Origin of the sequence: Streptomyces sp. NPDC088810 (assembly GCF_044750305.1) — a bacterium.
Lineage (GTDB): Bacteria > Actinomycetota > Actinomycetes > Streptomycetales > Streptomycetaceae > Streptomyces.
Window position 1 is genome coordinate 238952 of record NZ_JBIVJQ010000010.1, and the last position, 16550, is coordinate 255501.

19 protein-coding genes are annotated in these 16550 nt (G+C 71.7%); 11 read left to right on the forward strand and 8 right to left on the reverse strand.

What is annotated here, in order from left to right; genetic code table 11:
• The first annotated feature begins 65 nt into the window (after positions 1-65).
• The 4 genes from sodN to ACIP4Y_RS28960 all read left to right on the forward strand — a co-directional run bounded on the left by sodN (position 66) and on the right by ACIP4Y_RS28960 (position 2492).
• Entirely contained in the window at positions 66-461 is a 396-nt protein-coding gene (gene sodN, locus ACIP4Y_RS28945) for a superoxide dismutase, Ni (protein WP_100828187.1), read from the forward strand.
• 393 nt (positions 462-854) lie between these two features.
• The gene (locus ACIP4Y_RS28950) at positions 855-1256 is read left to right on the forward strand and encodes a helix-turn-helix transcriptional regulator (protein WP_358643986.1); all 402 of its coding nucleotides are present in this window, start codon (positions 855-857) and stop codon (positions 1254-1256) included.
• 34 nt (positions 1257-1290) lie between these two features.
• On the forward strand, positions 1291-1707 hold the full coding sequence (locus tag ACIP4Y_RS28955; RefSeq protein WP_358643988.1) for a VOC family protein: 417 nt from the start codon (positions 1291-1293) through the stop codon (positions 1705-1707).
• A gap of 32 nt (positions 1708-1739) precedes the next feature.
• Positions 1740-2492, forward strand: coding sequence for a VOC family protein (locus ACIP4Y_RS28960; RefSeq protein ID WP_401398688.1), 753 nt, complete (start codon positions 1740-1742; stop codon positions 2490-2492).
• Positions 2493-2520: 28 nt separating this feature from the next.
• Here the strand turns inward: ACIP4Y_RS28960 and ACIP4Y_RS28965 are convergent, their stop codons facing one another.
• The 5 genes from ACIP4Y_RS28965 to ACIP4Y_RS28985 form a co-directional block, all read right to left on the reverse strand.
• On the reverse strand, positions 2521-2853 hold the full coding sequence (locus ACIP4Y_RS28965) for a DUF952 domain-containing protein (protein ID WP_401398689.1): 333 nt from the start codon (positions 2851-2853) through the stop codon (positions 2521-2523).
• A gap of 53 nt (positions 2854-2906) precedes the next feature.
• The gene (locus tag ACIP4Y_RS28970; protein WP_401398690.1) at positions 2907-3173 is read right to left on the reverse strand and encodes a hypothetical protein; all 267 of its coding nucleotides are present in this window, start codon (positions 3171-3173) and stop codon (positions 2907-2909) included.
• Positions 3174-3199: 26 nt separating this feature from the next.
• Positions 3200-3784, reverse strand: coding sequence for a dihydrofolate reductase family protein (locus ACIP4Y_RS28975; protein ID WP_401398691.1), 585 nt, complete (start codon positions 3782-3784; stop codon positions 3200-3202).
• 263 nt (positions 3785-4047) lie between these two features.
• Positions 4048-5178 (reverse strand): family 2 encapsulin nanocompartment cargo protein polyprenyl transferase, encoded by a 1131-nt coding sequence (locus ACIP4Y_RS28980; RefSeq protein WP_401398692.1) that lies wholly within the window; start codon positions 5176-5178, stop codon positions 4048-4050.
• A gap of 124 nt (positions 5179-5302) precedes the next feature.
• Positions 5303-6709, reverse strand: a complete 1407-nt coding sequence (locus ACIP4Y_RS28985; RefSeq protein ID WP_401398693.1) for a family 2B encapsulin nanocompartment shell protein — start codon at positions 6707-6709, stop codon at positions 5303-5305.
• A 292-nt stretch (positions 6710-7001) separates the two neighbouring features.
• Between ACIP4Y_RS28985 and ACIP4Y_RS28990 the strand changes: the two genes are divergently transcribed.
• Positions 7002-7595, forward strand: a complete 594-nt coding sequence (locus tag ACIP4Y_RS28990) for an N-acetylmuramoyl-L-alanine amidase (RefSeq protein ID WP_401398694.1) — start codon at positions 7002-7004, stop codon at positions 7593-7595.
• A 16-nt stretch (positions 7596-7611) separates the two neighbouring features.
• Positions 7612-8532, forward strand: a complete 921-nt coding sequence (locus tag ACIP4Y_RS28995) for a 1-aminocyclopropane-1-carboxylate deaminase/D-cysteine desulfhydrase (protein WP_401398695.1) — start codon at positions 7612-7614, stop codon at positions 8530-8532.
• On the opposite strand, the gene ACIP4Y_RS29000 is transcribed toward ACIP4Y_RS28995, so the two are convergent.
• Positions 8529-10112, reverse strand: a complete 1584-nt coding sequence (locus ACIP4Y_RS29000; RefSeq protein WP_401398696.1) for a Na+/H+ antiporter — start codon at positions 10110-10112, stop codon at positions 8529-8531. The two genes, ACIP4Y_RS28995 and ACIP4Y_RS29000, sit on opposite strands and share 4 nt — an antisense overlap.
• A 61-nt stretch (positions 10113-10173) precedes the next feature.
• Here ACIP4Y_RS29000 and ACIP4Y_RS29005 point away from each other — a divergent pair, with 61 nt between their 5' ends.
• The 3 genes from ACIP4Y_RS29005 (at position 10174) to ACIP4Y_RS29015 (ending at position 12273) form a co-directional block, all read left to right on the forward strand.
• Positions 10174-10434: a UBP-type zinc finger domain-containing protein gene (locus tag ACIP4Y_RS29005; RefSeq protein WP_358644009.1), complete on the forward strand. Its 261-nt coding sequence runs from the start codon at positions 10174-10176 to the stop codon at positions 10432-10434.
• A 292-nt stretch (positions 10435-10726) separates the two neighbouring features.
• A complete protein-coding gene (locus ACIP4Y_RS29010; protein WP_009190566.1) occupies positions 10727-11143 on the forward strand; it encodes an anti-sigma regulatory factor in 417 nt (138 codons plus the stop codon).
• A gap of 17 nt (positions 11144-11160) precedes the next feature.
• Positions 11161-12273 carry an RNA polymerase sigma factor SigF gene (locus ACIP4Y_RS29015; protein ID WP_401398697.1) on the forward strand — a complete coding sequence of 371 codons (1113 nt, stop codon included), beginning with the start codon at positions 11161-11163 and terminating at the stop codon, positions 12271-12273.
• Positions 12274-12288: 15 nt separating this feature from the next.
• On the opposite strand, the gene ACIP4Y_RS29020 is transcribed toward ACIP4Y_RS29015, so the two are convergent.
• Positions 12289-12741, reverse strand: coding sequence for a hypothetical protein (locus ACIP4Y_RS29020; RefSeq protein WP_401398698.1), 453 nt, complete (start codon positions 12739-12741; stop codon positions 12289-12291).
• A 136-nt stretch (positions 12742-12877) separates the two neighbouring features.
• Here ACIP4Y_RS29020 and ACIP4Y_RS29025 point away from each other — a divergent pair, with 136 nt between their 5' ends.
• Together ACIP4Y_RS29025 and ACIP4Y_RS29030 are read left to right on the forward strand one after the other, a co-directional pair.
• Positions 12878-13846: a diacylglycerol/lipid kinase family protein gene (locus ACIP4Y_RS29025; protein WP_401398699.1), complete on the forward strand. Its 969-nt coding sequence runs from the start codon at positions 12878-12880 to the stop codon at positions 13844-13846.
• 321 nt (positions 13847-14167) lie between these two features.
• On the forward strand, positions 14168-14425 hold the full coding sequence (locus tag ACIP4Y_RS29030) for a WhiB family transcriptional regulator (RefSeq protein ID WP_003992873.1): 258 nt from the start codon (positions 14168-14170) through the stop codon (positions 14423-14425).
• 161 nt (positions 14426-14586) lie between these two features.
• Here the strand turns inward: ACIP4Y_RS29030 and ACIP4Y_RS29035 are convergent, their stop codons facing one another.
• The gene (locus tag ACIP4Y_RS29035) at positions 14587-16053 is read right to left on the reverse strand and encodes a PAS domain-containing sensor histidine kinase (RefSeq protein WP_358644070.1); all 1467 of its coding nucleotides are present in this window, start codon (positions 16051-16053) and stop codon (positions 14587-14589) included.
• Positions 16054-16550 lie beyond the last annotated feature (497 nt).

Here is a 16550-nt window from a genome sequence, read left to right on the forward strand (position 1 = left end):
AGAAATCGCCTTCCCCAGGGAGTAATGTCGCACCTGAGAAGACGATCACGAGGAAGGAATGCTCCATGCTTTCCCGCCTGTTTGCCCCCAAGGTCAAGGTCAGCGCCCACTGCGACCTGCCCTGCGGCGTGTACGACCCGGCCCAGGCCCGCATCGAGGCGGAGTCGGTGAAGGCCGTCCAGGAGAAGATGGCCGCCAACGACGACCCCCACTTCCAGGCGCGCGCCACCGTCATCAAGGAGCAGCGCGCGGAGCTGGCCAAGCACCACGTCTCCGTGCTCTGGAGCGACTACTTCAAGGCCCCGCACTTCGAGAAGTACCCGGAGCTGCACCAGCTGGTCAACGACACCCTGAAGGCCCTCTCGGCCGCCAAGGCGTCCACCGACCCGGCGACGGGCCAGAAGGCGCTGGACTACATCGCCCAGATCGACAAGATCTTCTGGGAGACCAAGAAGGCCTGACCCGAGGCCCCTTGGTTTCGAGTGCGGAAGCGGCCCGCCCGGACACCCGGGCGGGCCGCTCTCGTGTCCTGGTTGAACTTCTCGCCCGGCGGCCGCGTACCAGTGGCTGCGGGCGGTGCTGTGCTGCCCGGCGTACGAACGCGGTGCCCGGAGAAGTGCCCGGGCGCCAGGTCGGGGCGGTTCAGCGCGGCCGGCAGGACGCCTCCGGCGTTGCGGTGCGTGGGGTAGAACCGTGCCGTGTCGTCGGTGTGCCGCGGTTCGAGCCAGTCCAGGGCGATGCCGAGGGCCTTCCTGGTCTGCTCCGCGGCATTGCCGCCCGGAGTGCTGATGCTGCCGCATCGGCCCCAGGACACGCACTGCCAAGTGCCCGTGGCGCTGTGCGAAGCTGAGCGGGTGACCGCCCTGGAGGATCTGAGACGGCTGCGGCGGGTGCGCGACCGCATGGACCGGGAGTACGCGGAGCCGCTCGACATGACCGAGCTGGCCCGTGACGCCCTGATGTCCCCGGGCCACTTCCAGCGCAGCTTCCGCAAGGCGTTCGGGGAGACGCCGTACGGCTACCTGATGACCCGGCGCATCGAGCGGGCCAAGGTGCTGCTGCGCCGGGGCGATCTGAGCGTGACCGAGGTGTGCCTCGCCGTCGGCTGCACCTCCCTCGGCTCCTTCAGCTCCCGCTTCACCGAGTTGGTCGGCGAGACGCCGAGCGCCTACCGCGCCCGCGACCACGAGGAGAGCGCGGCGATCCCGCCCTGCGTGGCCCGCCGGCTGACCCGGCCGCGGCGGCGCCCGTACTGAGGCGCGGCGCGCCCGCCGGTTCTAGGGTGAGTCCATGGACGTGAAACTGGCGCAATGCTTCCTCGCCGTGGACGACCACGACAAGGCCATCGCCTTCTACCGCGACGTGCTCGGTCTGGAGATCCGCAACGACGTCGGCTTCGAGGGGATGCGCTGGGTGACCCTGGGTTCCCCGCTCCAGCCGGACGTCGAGATCGTCCTGGAGCCGCCGGACGCGAGCCCGGACGCCTCCCCCGCGGACAAGCAGGCGCTCAACGAACTCCTGGCCAAGGGCCTGCTGCGCGGGGTCATCTTCACCACGCCGGACTGCGACGCGCTGTACGAGCGGGTGCGGGAGTCCGGCGGCGACGTCCTCCAGGAGCCGATGGACCAGCCGTACGGGGTCCGCGACTGCGCCTTCCGGGATCCGGCGGGCAACCAGCTCCGCTTCATCGAACGCCCCGCCGGCTGAACTTGCCGCCCGCACCCCCCTACACTCCCCGGATGACGATCCGCTGGACCTACGCCTTCGCAGACCGCCCCGCCGCGCGCCTCGCCGAGGCGTGCGCCTTCTGGACGGCCGTCACCGGTACCGGGCTGTCCGCCTTCCGCGGCGACGACGGCGAGTTCGTGACGTTGCTGCCCGAGGGGACGGACCCGAGCGTGAAGCTCCAGGGCGTCACCGAGGGCGACGGCGGCGCCCACATCGACCTGTGCGCCGAGGACGTACGGGAGGTGGTCGCACTCGCCCGGGGCCTCGGCGCCGGCCTGGTGGCGGACCACGGCGACTGGGCCGTACTGCGCTCTCCCGCCGGGCAGTTGTTCTGTGCCGTGCCCTGGCAGGGGGAGACGGTACGGCCGCCGGTGGTGTCCGGCAGCCGCCTGGACCAGGTGTGCCTGGACACCCCGCCGTCCCGCTACGACGCCGAGTCCGCGTTCTGGGCCGGGCTGACCGGGTGGGAGCAACGGGCGGGCTCCCGGCCGGAGTTCACCGTGCTGCGACCGCCGGCGGGCTTCCCGGTGCGGCTGCTGCTCCAGCGGCTCGACGAGGAGCGCCCGGCCTCCGCTCACCTCGACCTTGCCTGCGCGGACATCGCGGCCGTCCGCGAACGGCACGAGAAGCTCGGCGCCGTGGTCGTGCGTGAGGGCGCCCACTGGACGGTGCTGCGCGATCCGGCCGGCGGCACGTACTGCCTGACCGGCCGCGACCCGGAGACGGGCGGACTGCCGGCCGGCGGCGCCCGTCCCGTCGGGTAGGCCCCGCGGCAGGGGTCTTACTGCCGGGTCACCCCCAGGCCTCCACGTCCACCACGGCCTCGACCGGCACGGGTCCGTACACGTGCGGGAACTCCTCCCCGCCCGGTTCGACGGACTCGTACTTCACCGGCACGCCGACCAGGGCCGGGTCCACCACCAGAACGACCAGCTCGTCGGGGCCGTCGTAGCCGCCGTAGAGGAAGCCGGCGACGGCCGGGAGCTGGTCACGGGTGGAGAAGTGGATGAAGCCCTCCTCCTGGAGGGTGCGGCCCCGGGTGGACATCTCATAGGCGCCGCGCTCGCGCGCCGCCTCCCACAGGGAGCGCTCGGTGATGTGGAGGATGTACGGAAGTTTCGGCATGCGCCCACGCTACGGCGTCCCCCCAACCGCCTCCGTGACGGGACGGCCCGCGCTCAGACGGCGCTGTTCTCGGCGCCGGCCGCCGACGGGTTCTCCGGGCCGCTGCCGCCCGGGCGGGCCGGCGCACCGGCGGACCGGTCGTCGTGGGCGGGCCGACCGGGTTCGGCGGGCCGGTCGGTCGCGTCGTACCTCGCACAGTCGGCGTTGCGGCACGGGCCGGGGCCCCAGACCGGCACCCAGGCACCCAGGGTCTTGTGCCGCTTGACGACCGTTTCCACGGGCTGTCCGCAGACGGGACAGGCATGTGCGTCGCTGTCCATGCCCTCAGGGTAGGTCGGCGGCGGCCTCAGCGCTTCCTGCCGTAGGTGCGCACCACCACGCCGTTGCCGAAGGCGCGCACGGACTCCAGGGCGAACTCCTTGAGGTCCAGGCCGGTGCCGAACATCGGCATGCCCGTGCCGTAGACGAGGGGGTAGCTCTTGATGACGAGTTCGTCGATCTCGTCGAGCAGCGCTCCGGCGACCTGCGAGCCGCCGCACAGGTAGATGCCGAGCCCGCCGTCCTCCGCCTTCAGGGCGCGGACCCGGCCGACCAGGTCGTCGGCGACGATCTCGACGTTCGGATCGGGCGAGGCACCCAGGCTGCGGGAGGCGACGTACTCGCGCAGGTGGCCGTAGGGGCTGGTGACGCCCTCCCGCAGCGCCAGCTCGTAGCTGGCCCGGCCCTGGACGATCGTGTCGAACCGCTTGTTCTCCAGGTGGTCGACACCGAGCGCCTTGCGGCTCTGGGTGGGCAGGGTCTCGGGCAGTTCCGCCGCGAGGAAGGCCGTGTACTCCTCGTCCAGGTAGCGGAACATCGCGGAGGCGTCACCGTGCTCGTCGCCGATGAATCCGTCGAGCGAACAGGCGACGAGGTACGAGAGCTTGCGCAAGCGGGTCTCTTTTCGTGGGACGGCGGGGCGGGGGGCGGCCGGGGCAGGCACCCCGCGAACCGCTTCGCATGTAGTGGTTCATTTGTAGTACTCCAACTGTCGTGGTGCAAGGGTTTTTCGACATCTGTTCGAACTGGACGCGGCCCCGCACACCGCGGGGGTGTACGGGGCCGCCCGGCCGGAGCCCCCGCGGCCCGTGCGGGGTCAGGAGCCGCACGGGCCGGGAACTCCGGGTTCTTCTCGGCCGCCGGGACGGGCCGCCCTCAGCTGGTGCGCCGGGTGACGAACTCGGCGAGCGCCAGCAGCCCGCCCGCCGCCTCGGGATCGGGAACCGCGCGGGCCAGCTCCTGCACGGCGCGGGCCATCCGGTCGGCCGCCTCGGCCTGCGCCCAGTCCCGGCCGCCGGCCCGCTCCACCGCCAGTGCCGTACGCGCGATCTCCCCGGCCGCCGCCTCCTGGTCCAGGCACGGCTTCCCGTACAGCGCGGCGAGTTCGGCCGCTGCCGGGGTGCCGGAGGTCAGCGCCGCCACCACCGGCAGGGACTTCTTGCGGGCGGCGAGATCCGCGCCGGCCGGCTTGCCGGTGTGCCGTGGGTCGCCCCATATGCCGATGACGTCGTCGATCAGCTGGAAGGCGAGCCCGGCCTGCCGGCCGAAGCCGTCCAGCGCGGCCACCTCCTCCTCGCCCGCGCCCGCGTACAGCGCGCCGATCGCGCAGGCGCAGCCCAGCAGGGCGCCGGTCTTCGCCTCCGCCATGACGAGCACCTCCTCCAGGGTGACCGCCTCCGGTGCGCGCCGCTCCAGGTCCGTGTCGGCGTGCTGGCCCTCGCACAGTTCCATGACACAGGCCGCGAGCCGGGCCGCGGCCGGGACGGAGGCCGGGTGCGGGTCCTCGGCGAGCAGCCGGAGGGCCAGCGCCTGGAGGGCGTCCCCGGCGAGGATCGCGTCGGCGTCGCCGAACACCGTCCAGACCGTCGGCCGGTGCCGGCGGGTGGTGTCCCGGTCCATCACGTCGTCGTGCACCAGCGTGAAGTTGTGGACCAGCTCGACCGCCGCCGCCGCCCGCACGGCCGCGGTCCGGGCCTCCGGCCCGCCGAGCGCGGCGGCGGCCGCCAGCACCAGCGCCGGTCTGATCGCCTTGCCCGTGTGGCCCGCCGCCGGGCTGCCGTCGGCGTGCCGCCAGCCGAAGTGGTACAGCCCGATCCGGCGCATGGCACCGGGCAGCGACTCCACGGCCGCGCGCAGCTCCGGGTCGACCAGCGCCCGGGTGCGCTCCAGCTGTACCGCCGCCTCCTGCGCGTCGAGCGGGCCGCCGGTTTCCCCGGTCTTCTCCCGCGGCTCCGCCACCGTGCCGGGACGCGGCACGCCGGAGGGACGTTCTTCGGTCTCCGTCATGAACTCGGCCATGCCTCCCCCTCGCCAGGTCCGCGGAGGCCGGCGCCGCCGGCCCCGCCGGACGCACACCCCGAGGGCCTACCCGCGACGGCGGGCGGGGACACGGCCGCGACGCGCGGAGACGTCACCTCCACCGGCCGATCTCGACGTTCTCCAGCACGCCGAGCGCGTCGGGCACCAGGACAGCGGCCGAGTAGTACGCCGTCACCAGGTACTTGATGATGGCCTGCTCGTTGATGCCCATGAACCGGACCGACAGGCTCGGCTCGATCTCGTCCGGGATGCCGGACTGCCTGAGGCCGATGACACCCTGGTCGGCCTCGCCGGTACGCATCGCGATGATGGAGGTCGTACGAGCCTCGCTGATCGGGATCTTGTTGCACGGGTAGATCGGCACCCCGCGCCAGGTGGGGATGCGGTTGCCGGAGATGTCGATGGTCTCCGGGACCAGTCCCCGCTTGTTCAGCTCCCGCCCGATCGCGGCGATCGCCCGCGGGTGGGCCAGGAGCAGCTTGGTGCCGCGGCGGCGGCTGAGCAGTTCGTCCAGGTCGTCCGGGCTGGGCACGCCGTCGTGCGGCTGGATCCGCTGGTCGTACTCGCAGTTGCTGAGCAGGCCGAACTCCGGGTTGTTGACCAGCTCGTGCTCCTGGCGTTCCTTCAGCGCCTCGACCGTGAGCCGCAGCTGCTGCTCGGTCTGGTTCATCGGCTGGTTGTACAGGTCGGCGACGCGCGAGTGGATGCGCAGCACGGTCTGGGCGATGCTGAGTTCGTACTCGCGGGGCCGCGGCTCGTAGTCCACGAAGGTGTGCGGGATGTCGGGCTCGCCGGAGTGGCCGGCCGCCAGCTCGACCTCCTTCTCGCCGTACTTGTTGGTCCGCTGCTCCGGGATCGAGCGCAGCCGTTCGAGGTGGGCGCGCAGCGAGTCGGCGCGCTCGGCGACCTGCTCGAAGTCCTGGCGGCTGAGGATCAGCACGGTGGTCGGGGTGTCCGCGCGGACGGTGTACTCCCAGATCGCCTCCGGGTCGAGCAGCGCCTGGTCGCCGAAGTAGGCGCCGTCGGCGAGGACCCCGAGCACGGCGTCGTCGCCGTAGGGACCCGTGCCGACCTTCTCCACCCGGCCGTGGGCGAGCAGATAGACCTCGTCCGTGCGGTTGCCGAAGTCGGCGATCACCTCACCGGCCGCGAAGTCGCGCTGGCGGCACCGCCGGGCCAGCTCCGTCAGCACGTCCTCGTCCTCGAACGACCGCAGTGCCGGCAGCTCGCCCAGTTCGTTCGGGATGACCTCCACCTGGTCCCCCGTCTTCACAAAGGTGATCCGGCCGTCGCCGACGGCGTAGGTCAGCCGCCTGTTCACCCGGTAGGTGCCGCCCTGGACGTCCACCCAGGGAAGCGTGCGCAGCAGCCAGCGGGAGCTGATCTCCTGCATCTGCGGAACGGACTTGGTGGTGGTGGCCAGGTTCCGCGCTGCCGCCGTCCCGAGGGACTGCTGCGGCTTGCCCTGCTCCGTGCGGACCTCTTCGCCTACCGACATAAAGAAATGCCTCCCATGTATGCCCGGTGCCGGATCGCACGGGTACCGGTCTCGCCTTCGAGCGTTCCAGCACGGGCCGTGATGGCGCCATAACCCGAAAGAGCGGGAATGGATCATCGGATTACCGGGCACAGAGAGGGACCTCGCCCCGGCCCACGGCATCCGCAGGCTGTCCGGATCGGCTCGCACACCGTACGAACGATGTGTCCCGGGACGTCCGGTTTCGGTAGAACCAGGCAGGACATCCGGACGCGATCGGCGGCCGGACGGGCACGGCACGAAGGAGTCGGGCATGGCCCCACCCATGTCGGCGAGCGAATTCCTGGACGCGCTCAGGGCGGAGGGCGTCGCGGTCGCCGAGGTCGGCGACTGGCAGCACCACAACCGCAACCACAAGGGCCCCTGGGGGCCGGTGCACGGCGTGATGATCCACCACACGGTGACCCGGGGCAGCGCGCGGACGGTGGAGCTGTGCCGCGACGGCTCCGATGAGCTGCCGGGACCGCTGTGCCACGGTGTGATCACCAAGGACGGCACGGTCCACCTGGTCGGCTACGGCCGCGCCAACCACGCCGGGCTCGGTGACGACGAGGTGCTGCGCGCGGTGATCGCCGAGAAGGGGCTGCCGCCGGACAACGAGGCGAACACCGACGGCAACCGGCACTTCTACGGCTTCGAGTGCGAGAACCTCGGCGACGGGGAGGATCCGTGGCCGCCGGAGCAGCTGGAGGCGATCGAACGGGCCGCCGCGGCGCTGTGCCGGCACCACGGGTGGACGGAACGGTCGGTCATCGGGCACCTGGAGTGGCAGCCGGGCAAGGTGGATCCGCGGGGCTTCTCGATGGCGTGGCTGAGGGAACGGGTGCGGGAACGGCTGAAGGATTAAGGGCGACAATGAAGCGGTGACCAGCCCGGACCTGCTCGACCCCCGCCTGCCCTCCCCTCTGCACGACATACGTGACGACCGGTTCGAGCGCCACGCGCTCCGGCTGCTGCTCAAGCGCGACGACCTCATCCACCCCGACCTCATCGGCAACAAATGGCGCAAGCTCGTGCCGAACCTCGCGGCAGCCCCCGGCCGCCCTCTGGTCACCTTCGGCGGGGCCTACTCCAACCACCTGCGCGCCACCGCCGCCGCGGGCCGCCTGCTGGGCCTGCCGACCACGGGCGTGGTCCGCGGCCAGGAGCTGGCCGGCCGCCCCCTCAACCCGTCCCTGGCCCGGTGCGCGGCCGACGGCATGCGGCTGCACTTCGTCGACAGATCGACGTACCGCCGCAAGACCGAGCCGGAGACCCTGGCCCGGATCCTGCGCGCGGCCGGTGCCGAGGACGCGTACGTCGTACCCGAAGGCGGCAGCAACGCCGAGGCGGTCCGGGGCTGCCGCACCCTCGGCGCGGAGCTGCGCGGCCACGCCGATGTCGTCGCGGTCGCCTGCGGCACCGGCGGCACCCTCGCGGGCCTCGCCGCCGGGCTGGCGGCCGGGCAGCGCGCGCTCGGCATACCGGTCCTGAAGGGCGGCTTCCTGGAAGCCGACGTACAGGCCCTGCAGGAACGTGCCTTCGGCGCCCGCAGCGGCACCTGGTCCCTGGACGACCGCTTCCACTGCGGGGGTTACGCCCGTACGACCCCGGAGCTGGAGGCATTCGCACAGGACTTCGAGCAGCGCCACGGACTGCCCGTGGAACGTCTCTATGTCGCCAAGTTGCTGTACGGACTCGCCGCTCTGGCGGAGGAGGGCGCCTTCGCGCGCGGGACGACGATCGCCGCCGTCGTCACGGGGCGGCCGTTCCCGGAGCCCGGGACGGCCGCCCCGGGACGCTAACCGGCCTCCCGATAGGCCGCCGCCTCCTCCAGGTCCAGGCGTCGCAGCAGCGCGCGCAGCATCTCGTCGTCGATGTAGCGCAGGTCGCGCAGCTTGACGAAGACCTCGCGCTCGGCGCTGATCATCTCGCGGGACAGCCGGCGGTAGGTGTCGTCCACGGACTCGCCGGTGACCGGGTTGACCTGGCCGAGCCGCTCCCAGACGGCGTTGCGGCGGCGCTCCAGGACGTTGCGCAACCGGTCGGCCAGCGGCGGCGGCAGGGCGTTGCGCTCGTCGGAGAGAAGCTCGTCGAGCCGGGCCTCCGCGGCGCGCGAGGCCTGTGCCTGGGCGTTGGCCTCGGCGAGCGTCTCGGCCTGCCGGTCGCGGCCGGGGAATTTCAGCAGCCGGATCAGCGGCGGCAGTGTCACGCCCTGGACGACGAGGGTGCCGATGACGGTGGTGAAGGTCAGGAAGAGGATCAGGTTGCGGGGGCCGTCGGCCATGGTCGACGGGATGGCGAAGGCGATGGCCAGCGAGACGACTCCGCGCATCCCGGCCCACGAGGTGACCATGGCGCCCCGCCAGGTGGGGTTGTCCTCGCGCTGCCTGATGCGCGCCGACAGCAGTCTGGGCAGGAAGGTGGCGGGGTAGACCCAGACGAACCGGGCCACCACGACGACCACGAAGACGGCGACCGCGTACCAGACGGCGGAGCCGCCCTCGTACTCGCCGAGCCGCTTGAGGACGATCGGCAGCTGGAGGCCGATCAGGGCGAACACCGCGGACTCCAGGACGAAGGCGACCATCTTCCACACCGCCTCCTCCTGGAGCCGGGTGGCGAAGTCGACCTCCCACGCGCGGTGGCCGAGGTAGAGGGCGACGACCACGACCGCGAGCACCCCGGAGGCGCGCGCCTGCTCGGCGACTCCGTAGGCGACGAACGGGATCAGCAGCGAGAGCGTGTTCTGCAGCAGGGGCTCGGTCAGGTGCGTGCGCAGCCAGTGCAGGGGCGCCATGAGGACGAGGCCGATGCCGACACCGCCGACCGCGGCGAGCGCGAACTCGCCGATACCCCCGGCCCAGGTGGCCCCCTCGCCGACGGCGGCGCCGAGGGCCACTTTGTAGGCGGTGATCGCCGTGGCGTCGTTCAGCAGGGACTCGCCCTGGAGGATGGTGGTGATCCGGGAGGGCAGGCCGACCCGGCGCGCGACCGCGGTGGCGGCCACCGCGTCCGGCGGGGCCACCACCGCGCCCAGCACCAGTGCCGCGGGCAGCGACAGCCCGGGGACCAGCAGATAGGCCGCCCAGCCGACCACGACGGTAGCGAAGAGCACATAGCCCACGGAGAGCAGCGCCACCGGCCGCAGCTGCGCCCGCAGGTCGAGGTAGGAGCTGTCGCTCGCGGAGGTGTACAGCAGCGGGGGCAGCAGCAGCGGCAGGACGATGTGCGGATCGAGGGTGTAGGACGGCACTCCGGGGATGTACGAGACCGCCAGACCGACCGCGACCAGCAGCAGCGGCGCCGGCGCGGGGGTGCGCCGGGCCGCGGCGGCCACCGCGGCACTGCCCGCCACCAGCAACAGCAGGGGCATCACGTCCATGGTCCTCGCCCACCCTCGTGTTCCGCGCGGCCACCCGCACACCCGTCGTAATCTGGCAATCATGAAACAGTGCACGCACGCCGACGCGCTGCCGCACCCGGAACCGGAGCCCCTCGGCGAGACCTGTCCCGAGTGCCTGCGCGACGGCACGCACCCGGTACAGCTGCGGCTGTGCCTGACCTGTGGCCACGTCGGTTGCTGCGACTCCTCGCCGGGGCGGCACGCGACGGAGCACCACGCGAACTCGGGTCACCCGGTGATGCGTACCTTCGAGCCCGGCGAGGACTGGCGGTGGTGCTTCGTCGACCACGTGCTCGTCTGAGTGTTCCCGTCCGACCGCGTTCTCGTGTGACACTGCATGCGGCGGCTGCCGCACGACGGTTCGAGCGTCTGACGTCTGGGTACGTCAACCCGGCGCGCGCTCTTCCCTTTTGGGCCCGCAAACCCTCTAGACACGGAGCGTATCCACAGCTTTACTGTGAGTGACGCCAGGGGGTTGGGGTCCCGGGACAGGAACGTTCGGAGCGCGATAGCGTCACCGCTTGAACCACGTATGCGTTACCCCGGGGGGCGACCCTCGGCCCCGTAAAGCTTGTACCACCATGGAGGTGAGGGTGTCCCAGATCGCAGGCGAGCCCGCGGCGAACCAGGACTTCGTGGAAGTCCGGCTGCCGGCTGCGGGTGCCTACCTGTCGGTGCTGCGGACGGCCACGGCCGGTCTGGCGGCCCGCTTGGACTTCACCCTGGACGAGATCGAGGACCTGCGCATCGCCGTGGACGAGGCCTGCGCGATCCTGCTTCAGCAGGCCGTGCCGGGCTCGGTGCTCAGCTGTGTCTTCCGGCTCGTCGACGACTCGCTGGAAGTCACGGTGTCGGCGCCGACCACGGACGGCCACGCCCCCTCGCGGGACACCTTCGCCTGGACCGTGCTGTCGGCTCTGGCGGGCAAGGTCTCGTCCGCCGTGGACGAGGACAAGACGGTGTCGATCAGCCTCTACAAACAGCGTGGCGCCGGCCCCGGGCCGGCGTGAGGAACGGGGACGGGCCGGTGCGGGACGAAGAGCGCGGCACGCGTGAGCTGCCGACCGGGGACGGGGGTGCCCCCTGGTCGAGCAGCGCCGAGACCTCCGGGGCGGACCCCCGGGACGGTTCCCGGCGCATGGCGGACGGCATCGACGGCATCCCCGAGCAGGCCAGGCCGCACCCGGAGGACGACTCCGCGCGGGTCGACGGAGACGGTGCCGGAGACGGCACGCCACCGGAGGCACGCGACGGCGCCGATCCCGGCGTCCGAGCGGGGGCCACGGCTCGGGGAAGGGCTACGGGCGGGACGATGAGCGAGCACGAGCGGGACGCCGAGGACGAGGCGCCGGGCGCGGAGGCCGTGCAGGCCGTGCAGCACGGCCCGCAGGACCGCAGCGGGGCGCGGGCGAAGTTCGTGGAGCTGCGCAAGCTGGACGCGGGCAGCGCGGAGTACGCGGAGCTGCGCAACCAGCTGGTCCGTATGCACCTGCCGCTCGTGGAGCACCTGGCGCGCCGGTTCCGCAACCGCGGCGAACCGCTGGACGACCTCACCCAGGTCGCCACGATCGGTCTGATCAAGTCCGTCGACCGGTTCGACCCCGAGCGCGGCGTGGAGTTCTCCACGTACGCCACCCCGACCGTCGTCGGCGAGATCAAGCGGCACTTCCGCGACAAGGGCTGGGCGGTCCGGGTGCCGCGCCGGCTGCAGGAGCTGCGGCTCTCGCTGACCACCGCCACGGCCGAGCTGTCCCAGCTGCACGGCCGCTCCCCGACGGTCCACGAGCTGGCCGAGAAGCTCGCCATCTCCGAGGAGGAGGTCCTGGAGGGCCTGGAGTCCGCGAACGCGTACTCCACGCTGTCCCTGGACGTCCCCGACACGGACGACGAGTCGCCGGCGGTCGCCGACACCCTGGGCGCCGAGGACGAGGCGCTGGAGGGCGTGGAGTACCGCGAGTCCCTCAAGCCGCTGCTGGAGGACCTGCCGCCGCGCGAGAAGCGGATCCTGCTGCTGCGCTTCTTCGGGAACATGACCCAGTCGCAGATCGCGCAGGAGGTCGGCATCTCACAGATGCACGTCTCCCGGCTGCTGGCCCGCACGCTGGCCCAGCTGCGGGAGAAGCTCCTCGTCGAGGAGTGAGCGCCGTCTCGGCGGCTACTCGGCCCGGCCCGGTCCCTTGATCCCGAGGGCCCGGGTCGTCTCGCCGTTGACGAGGAGCACCAGCGCCGCCACGGCGACCACCGCGAGGGCGATGCCGGCCGGGATGGCCATGCTGTCGGCCCGGAGCAGGTTGTAGGCCACCGGAAGCGCCATGACCTGGGTGATCACCGCAGGGCCCCGGCTCCAGCCGCGGCGCAGCAGCAGGCCGCGCGCGGCGAGCAGCGGCAGCAGCGCGAGCACGACCAGCGTGATCCCGAGCGTCACGGCCTGCTGCCGGTCGTCCGGGGCCCCGGTGAGTCCGAGGACGAGCACCCACAGACCGCCGGCCAGCAGGGCGGTGCCCTCCAGCGCGGCCAGCGCCGCCGCATACGTCAGCCGGCGCGGGCGCGGCCCCGCGGCCGCGGCGGCTTCGGCGGTGTCCGGGGCGGGGTTCTGCTGACTGCTCACCCCAGCAGGGTAGCCCTCCCGCGCGGGCGCGTCGCCGCGCCCCGCGCCCCCGAGTGTCCAGGCTCACGCCCCGGCCTCTTACCGGATCCCTACCTCGGTCTGGGCCCGATACCCCCCAGTAGGTACGCTGCCATGCATGCGTGCACTCCTCGTGGTCAATCCGGCGGCAACCACCACAAGCGCACGCAGACGTGATGTGCTGATCCACGCGCTGGCGAGCGAGATGAAGCTGGAGGCGGTCACCACCGAGTACCGCGGCCACGCCCGCGACCTCGGCCGGCAGGCGGCGCAGAGCGACGACATCGACCTGGTGGTGGCCCTGGGCGGCGACGGCACGGTCAACGAGGTCGTCAACGGCCTGCTGCACGCCGGCCCCGCCCCGGACCGCCTGCCTGGCCTCGCCGTCGTTCCCGGCGGCTCCACGAACGTCTTCGCCCGCGCCCTGGGCCTGCCCAACGACCCCGTCGAGGCCACCGGCGCCCTGCTGGACGCGCTGCGCGAGGGCAGCGAGCGGATCGTCGGCCTCGGGCTGACCTCGGGCACGCCGGGCACCGAGGACGAGGCGGTGCCGGCCCGCTGGTTCACGTTCAACGCCGGGCTCGGGTTCGACGCGGGCGTGGTGGGCCGGGTCGAGCAGCAGCGCGAGCGCGGGAAGAAGTCGACGCACGCGCTCTACGTCCGTCAGGTGGTCCGGCAGTTCCTCGGCGAGCCGAACCGCCGGCACGGCACGATCACGCTCGAACGGCCCGGCGCTGACCCGGTCGGGGATCTCGTCGTGGCCATAGTCTCGAACACGTCCCCGTGGACGTATCTCGGCAATCGCGCCATGTATACGTCACCTAAGGCATCGTTCGACACCGGCATCGACGTGCTCGGTCTCAGCCGCCTGTCGACCGCCGCGGTTGCCCGGTATGGCACCCAGTTGCTCACTTCGTCCCCCGAGCGGGGCCCGCACGGCAAGCACGCCCTCTCCCTGCACGACCTGGACCAGTTCACCTTGCATTCGAAGGTGCCGCTGCCCTTGCAGATGGACGGTGACCACCTCGGGCTGCGTACCAGCGTGACGTTCACAGGCGTACGCCGTGCACTGCGTGTGATTGTGTGAGCGGAACGGGCGAAAGTCCTTTCACTCGAACGTTTAGGCCAGGATCCACCCCATGGAAGTACGGCTGTGACCTAGTCGACACCGAGGAATCAAAAAAAACTTTCCGGAAGGGGTTGTATCCGCCGCTGAGGTTTGCGAGTCTCTACGTGGCGATCGGGACGGCCCGCAACACCAGCCTCCACTGATCACCGGAACCCCTCTTCAAACACAGGACCACGCCGGGTGAAGACTCGGCGGTCGGCCCTTCACTTGTTGAGGGATTCGTGAAAGCGTTCACATTCACAAGCAACTTGCACGTAATACCAAGGAGAGGTAGCAGCCATGGACTGGCGTCACAACGCCGTTTGCCGCGAGGAAGACCCCGAGCTCTTCTTCCCCATCGGCAACACCGGTCCTGCGCTGCTGCAGATCGAGGAAGCCAAGGCCGTCTGCCGTCGCTGCCCGGTGATCGAGCAGTGTCTGCAGTGGGCGCTCGAGTCCGGCCAGGACTCCGGCGTCTGGGGTGGTCTCAGCGAGGACGAGCGCCGCGCCATGAAGCGCCGCGCCGCTCGCAACCGGGCTCGTCAGGCCTCCGCCTGACACACCCACCCCTGCTGACAGCCTGAGCTTGGCGGCGCGCACAGCACGTACGCATCTCCCGCCCCCGAGCCGCAGCGCGCAGTTCATCAACGAGCATCAGCCTCGGACCAACGGTGGTCCGGGGCTTTTTGCTGTGCCCGCTCTCCTGTGCGCCCGTCGGCTCACTTCTGTGCGCGCACCGGGATGTCGAGGATCACCCGGGTCCCCCGCTCCGGCGCCGGCACCATGTCGAACGTGCCGCCCAGCTCGCCCTCCACCAGCGTCCGCACGATCTGCAGGCCGAGGTTGCCCGAGCGGTGGGGGTCGAAGCCCTCGGGCAGGCCGACGCCGTCGTCCTGGACGGTGACCAGCAGCCGGGCCTCCTTGGTGGTGCCGCCCCGGACCGCCGAGACCTCGACCGTGCCGGTGTCGCCCTCGCGGAAGCCGTGCTCCAGGGCGTTCTGCAGGATCTCGGTGAGGACCATGGACAGCGGGGTGGCGACCTCGGCATCGAGTATGCCGAACCGTCCGCTGCGCCGGCCGGCCACCTTGCCCGGGGAGATCTCGGCGACCATGGCGAGCACCCGGTCGGCGATGTCGTCGAACTCCACCCGCTCGTCCAGGTTCTGGGACAGCGTCTCGTGGACGATGGCGATGGAGCCGACCCGGCGGACCGCCTCCTCCAGTGCCTCCCGGCCGCGCTCGGACTCGATGCGCCGGGCCTGGAGGCGGAGCAGCGCGGCGACCGTCTGGAGGTTGTTCTTCACCCGGTGGTGGATCTCCCGGATGGTGGCGTCCTTGGTGATCAACTCGCGTTCGCGGCGCCGCAGTTCGGTGACGTCCCGGAGCAGCACCAGCGAACCGATGCGCGTCCCCTTGGGCTTGAGCGGGATGGCCCGGAACTGGATGACGCCGTCGTGGGCCTCGATCTCGAACTCGCGCGGCGCCCAGCCGCTGGCCACCTTGGCGAGCGCCTCGTCCACCGGGCCCCGGGTCGGGGCGAGTTCGGCGGTGGTCTGCCCGAGGTGGTGGCCTACCAGGTCGGCGGCGAGGCCGAGCCGGTGGTAGGCGGACAGGGCGTTCGGTGAGGCGTACTGGACGATGCCGTCCGCGTCCAGCCGGATCAGGCCGTCGCCGACGCGCGGGGAGGCGTCCATGTCGACCTGCTGGTTGGGGAACGGGAAGGAGCCCGCCGCGATCATCTGTGCCAGGTCGGAGGCGCTCTGGAGGTAGGTCAGCTCCAGGCGGCTCGGGGTGCGCACGGTGAGCAGGTTGGTGTTCCGGGCGATCACGCCGAGGACGCGGCCCTCACGCCGCACGGGGATGGACTCGACCCGTACGGGGACCTCTTCGCGCCACTCCGGGTCGCCCTCGCGCACGATCCGGCCCTCGTCCAGGGCCGCGTCCAGCATGGGCCGCCGGCCGCGCGGGACGAGGTGGCCGACCATGTCGTCCTGGTAGGAGGTCGGACCGGTGTTGGGCCGCATCTGGGCGACCGAGACGTACCGGGTGCCGTCCCGGGTGGGGACCCACAGCACCAGGTCGGCGAAGGAGAGGTCGGAGAGCAGCTGCCACTCCGAGACCAGCAGGTGGAGCCACTCGAGATCGGAGTCGTCGAGGGCGGTGTGCTGGCGTACGAGTTCGTTCATGGAGGGCACGTGTGCGAGCGTACCCGGGGCCTCCGGGTGGCCGAAAAAACACCCGCGGGCCGCGGCGCCTGGAAGGGACCCTCAACCCTCCCGGCACCGCAGCCCGGAGCATCATCGGCCGTGGGGTGTGCGGTCCCGGTCGGCCGAAGGTCGAGGAGCCGGGGCAGTCAGGGCAGAGAGCGCCGGTTCCTCGATCCGCCTTCCTGTGCGGGGAAGACGGAGGCTTGTCATACTCGATTGTGGACTAGACCACGAAGGCGTGTCCATGGTGTGGAGGCGTCCCGCGCAGGGGAAGCAACGGCACGCGATGCCACGCAGCCTAGCCCGCCCGGGTCAATCATGGGGCCAGATGGCCACGGCAATTTCCGCGAGCGCCCCCGTTCCGCCCGGACGCGGGCCTCCGGGCCGGCGATGTGCCGTTGCGCCCCTCCCGCGGCAGCGCCTTCCGCGCCGCGCGAGGAGGCTCCCCCACCCGAGAGTTTCCCCGGCCTTCCGCC

Bases quoted from the DNA above. Each gene is read 5' to 3' on its own strand.
- sodN (WP_100828187.1), top strand. From the start codon at position 66: ATGCTTTCCCGCCTGTTTGCCCCCAAGGTCAAGGTCAGCGCCCACTGC.
- ACIP4Y_RS28955 (WP_358643988.1), top strand. From the start codon at position 1,291: ATGGACGTGAAACTGGCGCAATGCTTCCTCGCCGTGGACGACCACGAC.
- ACIP4Y_RS28960 (WP_401398688.1), top strand. From the start codon at position 1,740: ATGACGATCCGCTGGACCTACGCCTTCGCAGACCGCCCCGCCGCGCGC.
- ACIP4Y_RS28965 (WP_401398689.1), bottom strand. From the start codon at position 2,853: ATGCCGAAACTTCCGTACATCCTCCACATCACCGAGCGCTCCCTGTGG.
- ACIP4Y_RS28970 (WP_401398690.1), bottom strand. From the start codon at position 3,173: ATGGACAGCGACGCACATGCCTGTCCCGTCTGCGGACAGCCCGTGGAA.
- ACIP4Y_RS28980 (WP_401398692.1), bottom strand. From the start codon at position 5,178: ATGACGGAGACCGAAGAACGTCCCTCCGGCGTGCCGCGTCCCGGCACG.
- ACIP4Y_RS28985 (WP_401398693.1), bottom strand. From the start codon at position 6,709: ATGTCGGTAGGCGAAGAGGTCCGCACGGAGCAGGGCAAGCCGCAGCAG.
- ACIP4Y_RS28990 (WP_401398694.1), top strand. From the start codon at position 7,002: ATGGCCCCACCCATGTCGGCGAGCGAATTCCTGGACGCGCTCAGGGCG.
- ACIP4Y_RS29000 (WP_401398696.1), bottom strand. From the start codon at position 10,112: ATGGACGTGATGCCCCTGCTGTTGCTGGTGGCGGGCAGTGCCGCGGTG.
- ACIP4Y_RS29005 (WP_358644009.1), top strand. From the start codon at position 10,174: ATGAAACAGTGCACGCACGCCGACGCGCTGCCGCACCCGGAACCGGAG.
- ACIP4Y_RS29025 (WP_401398699.1), top strand. From the start codon at position 12,878: ATGCGTGCACTCCTCGTGGTCAATCCGGCGGCAACCACCACAAGCGCA.
- ACIP4Y_RS29030 (WP_003992873.1), top strand. From the start codon at position 14,168: ATGGACTGGCGTCACAACGCCGTTTGCCGCGAGGAAGACCCCGAGCTC.
- ACIP4Y_RS29035 (WP_358644070.1), bottom strand. From the start codon at position 16,053: ATGAACGAACTCGTACGCCAGCACACCGCCCTCGACGACTCCGATCTC.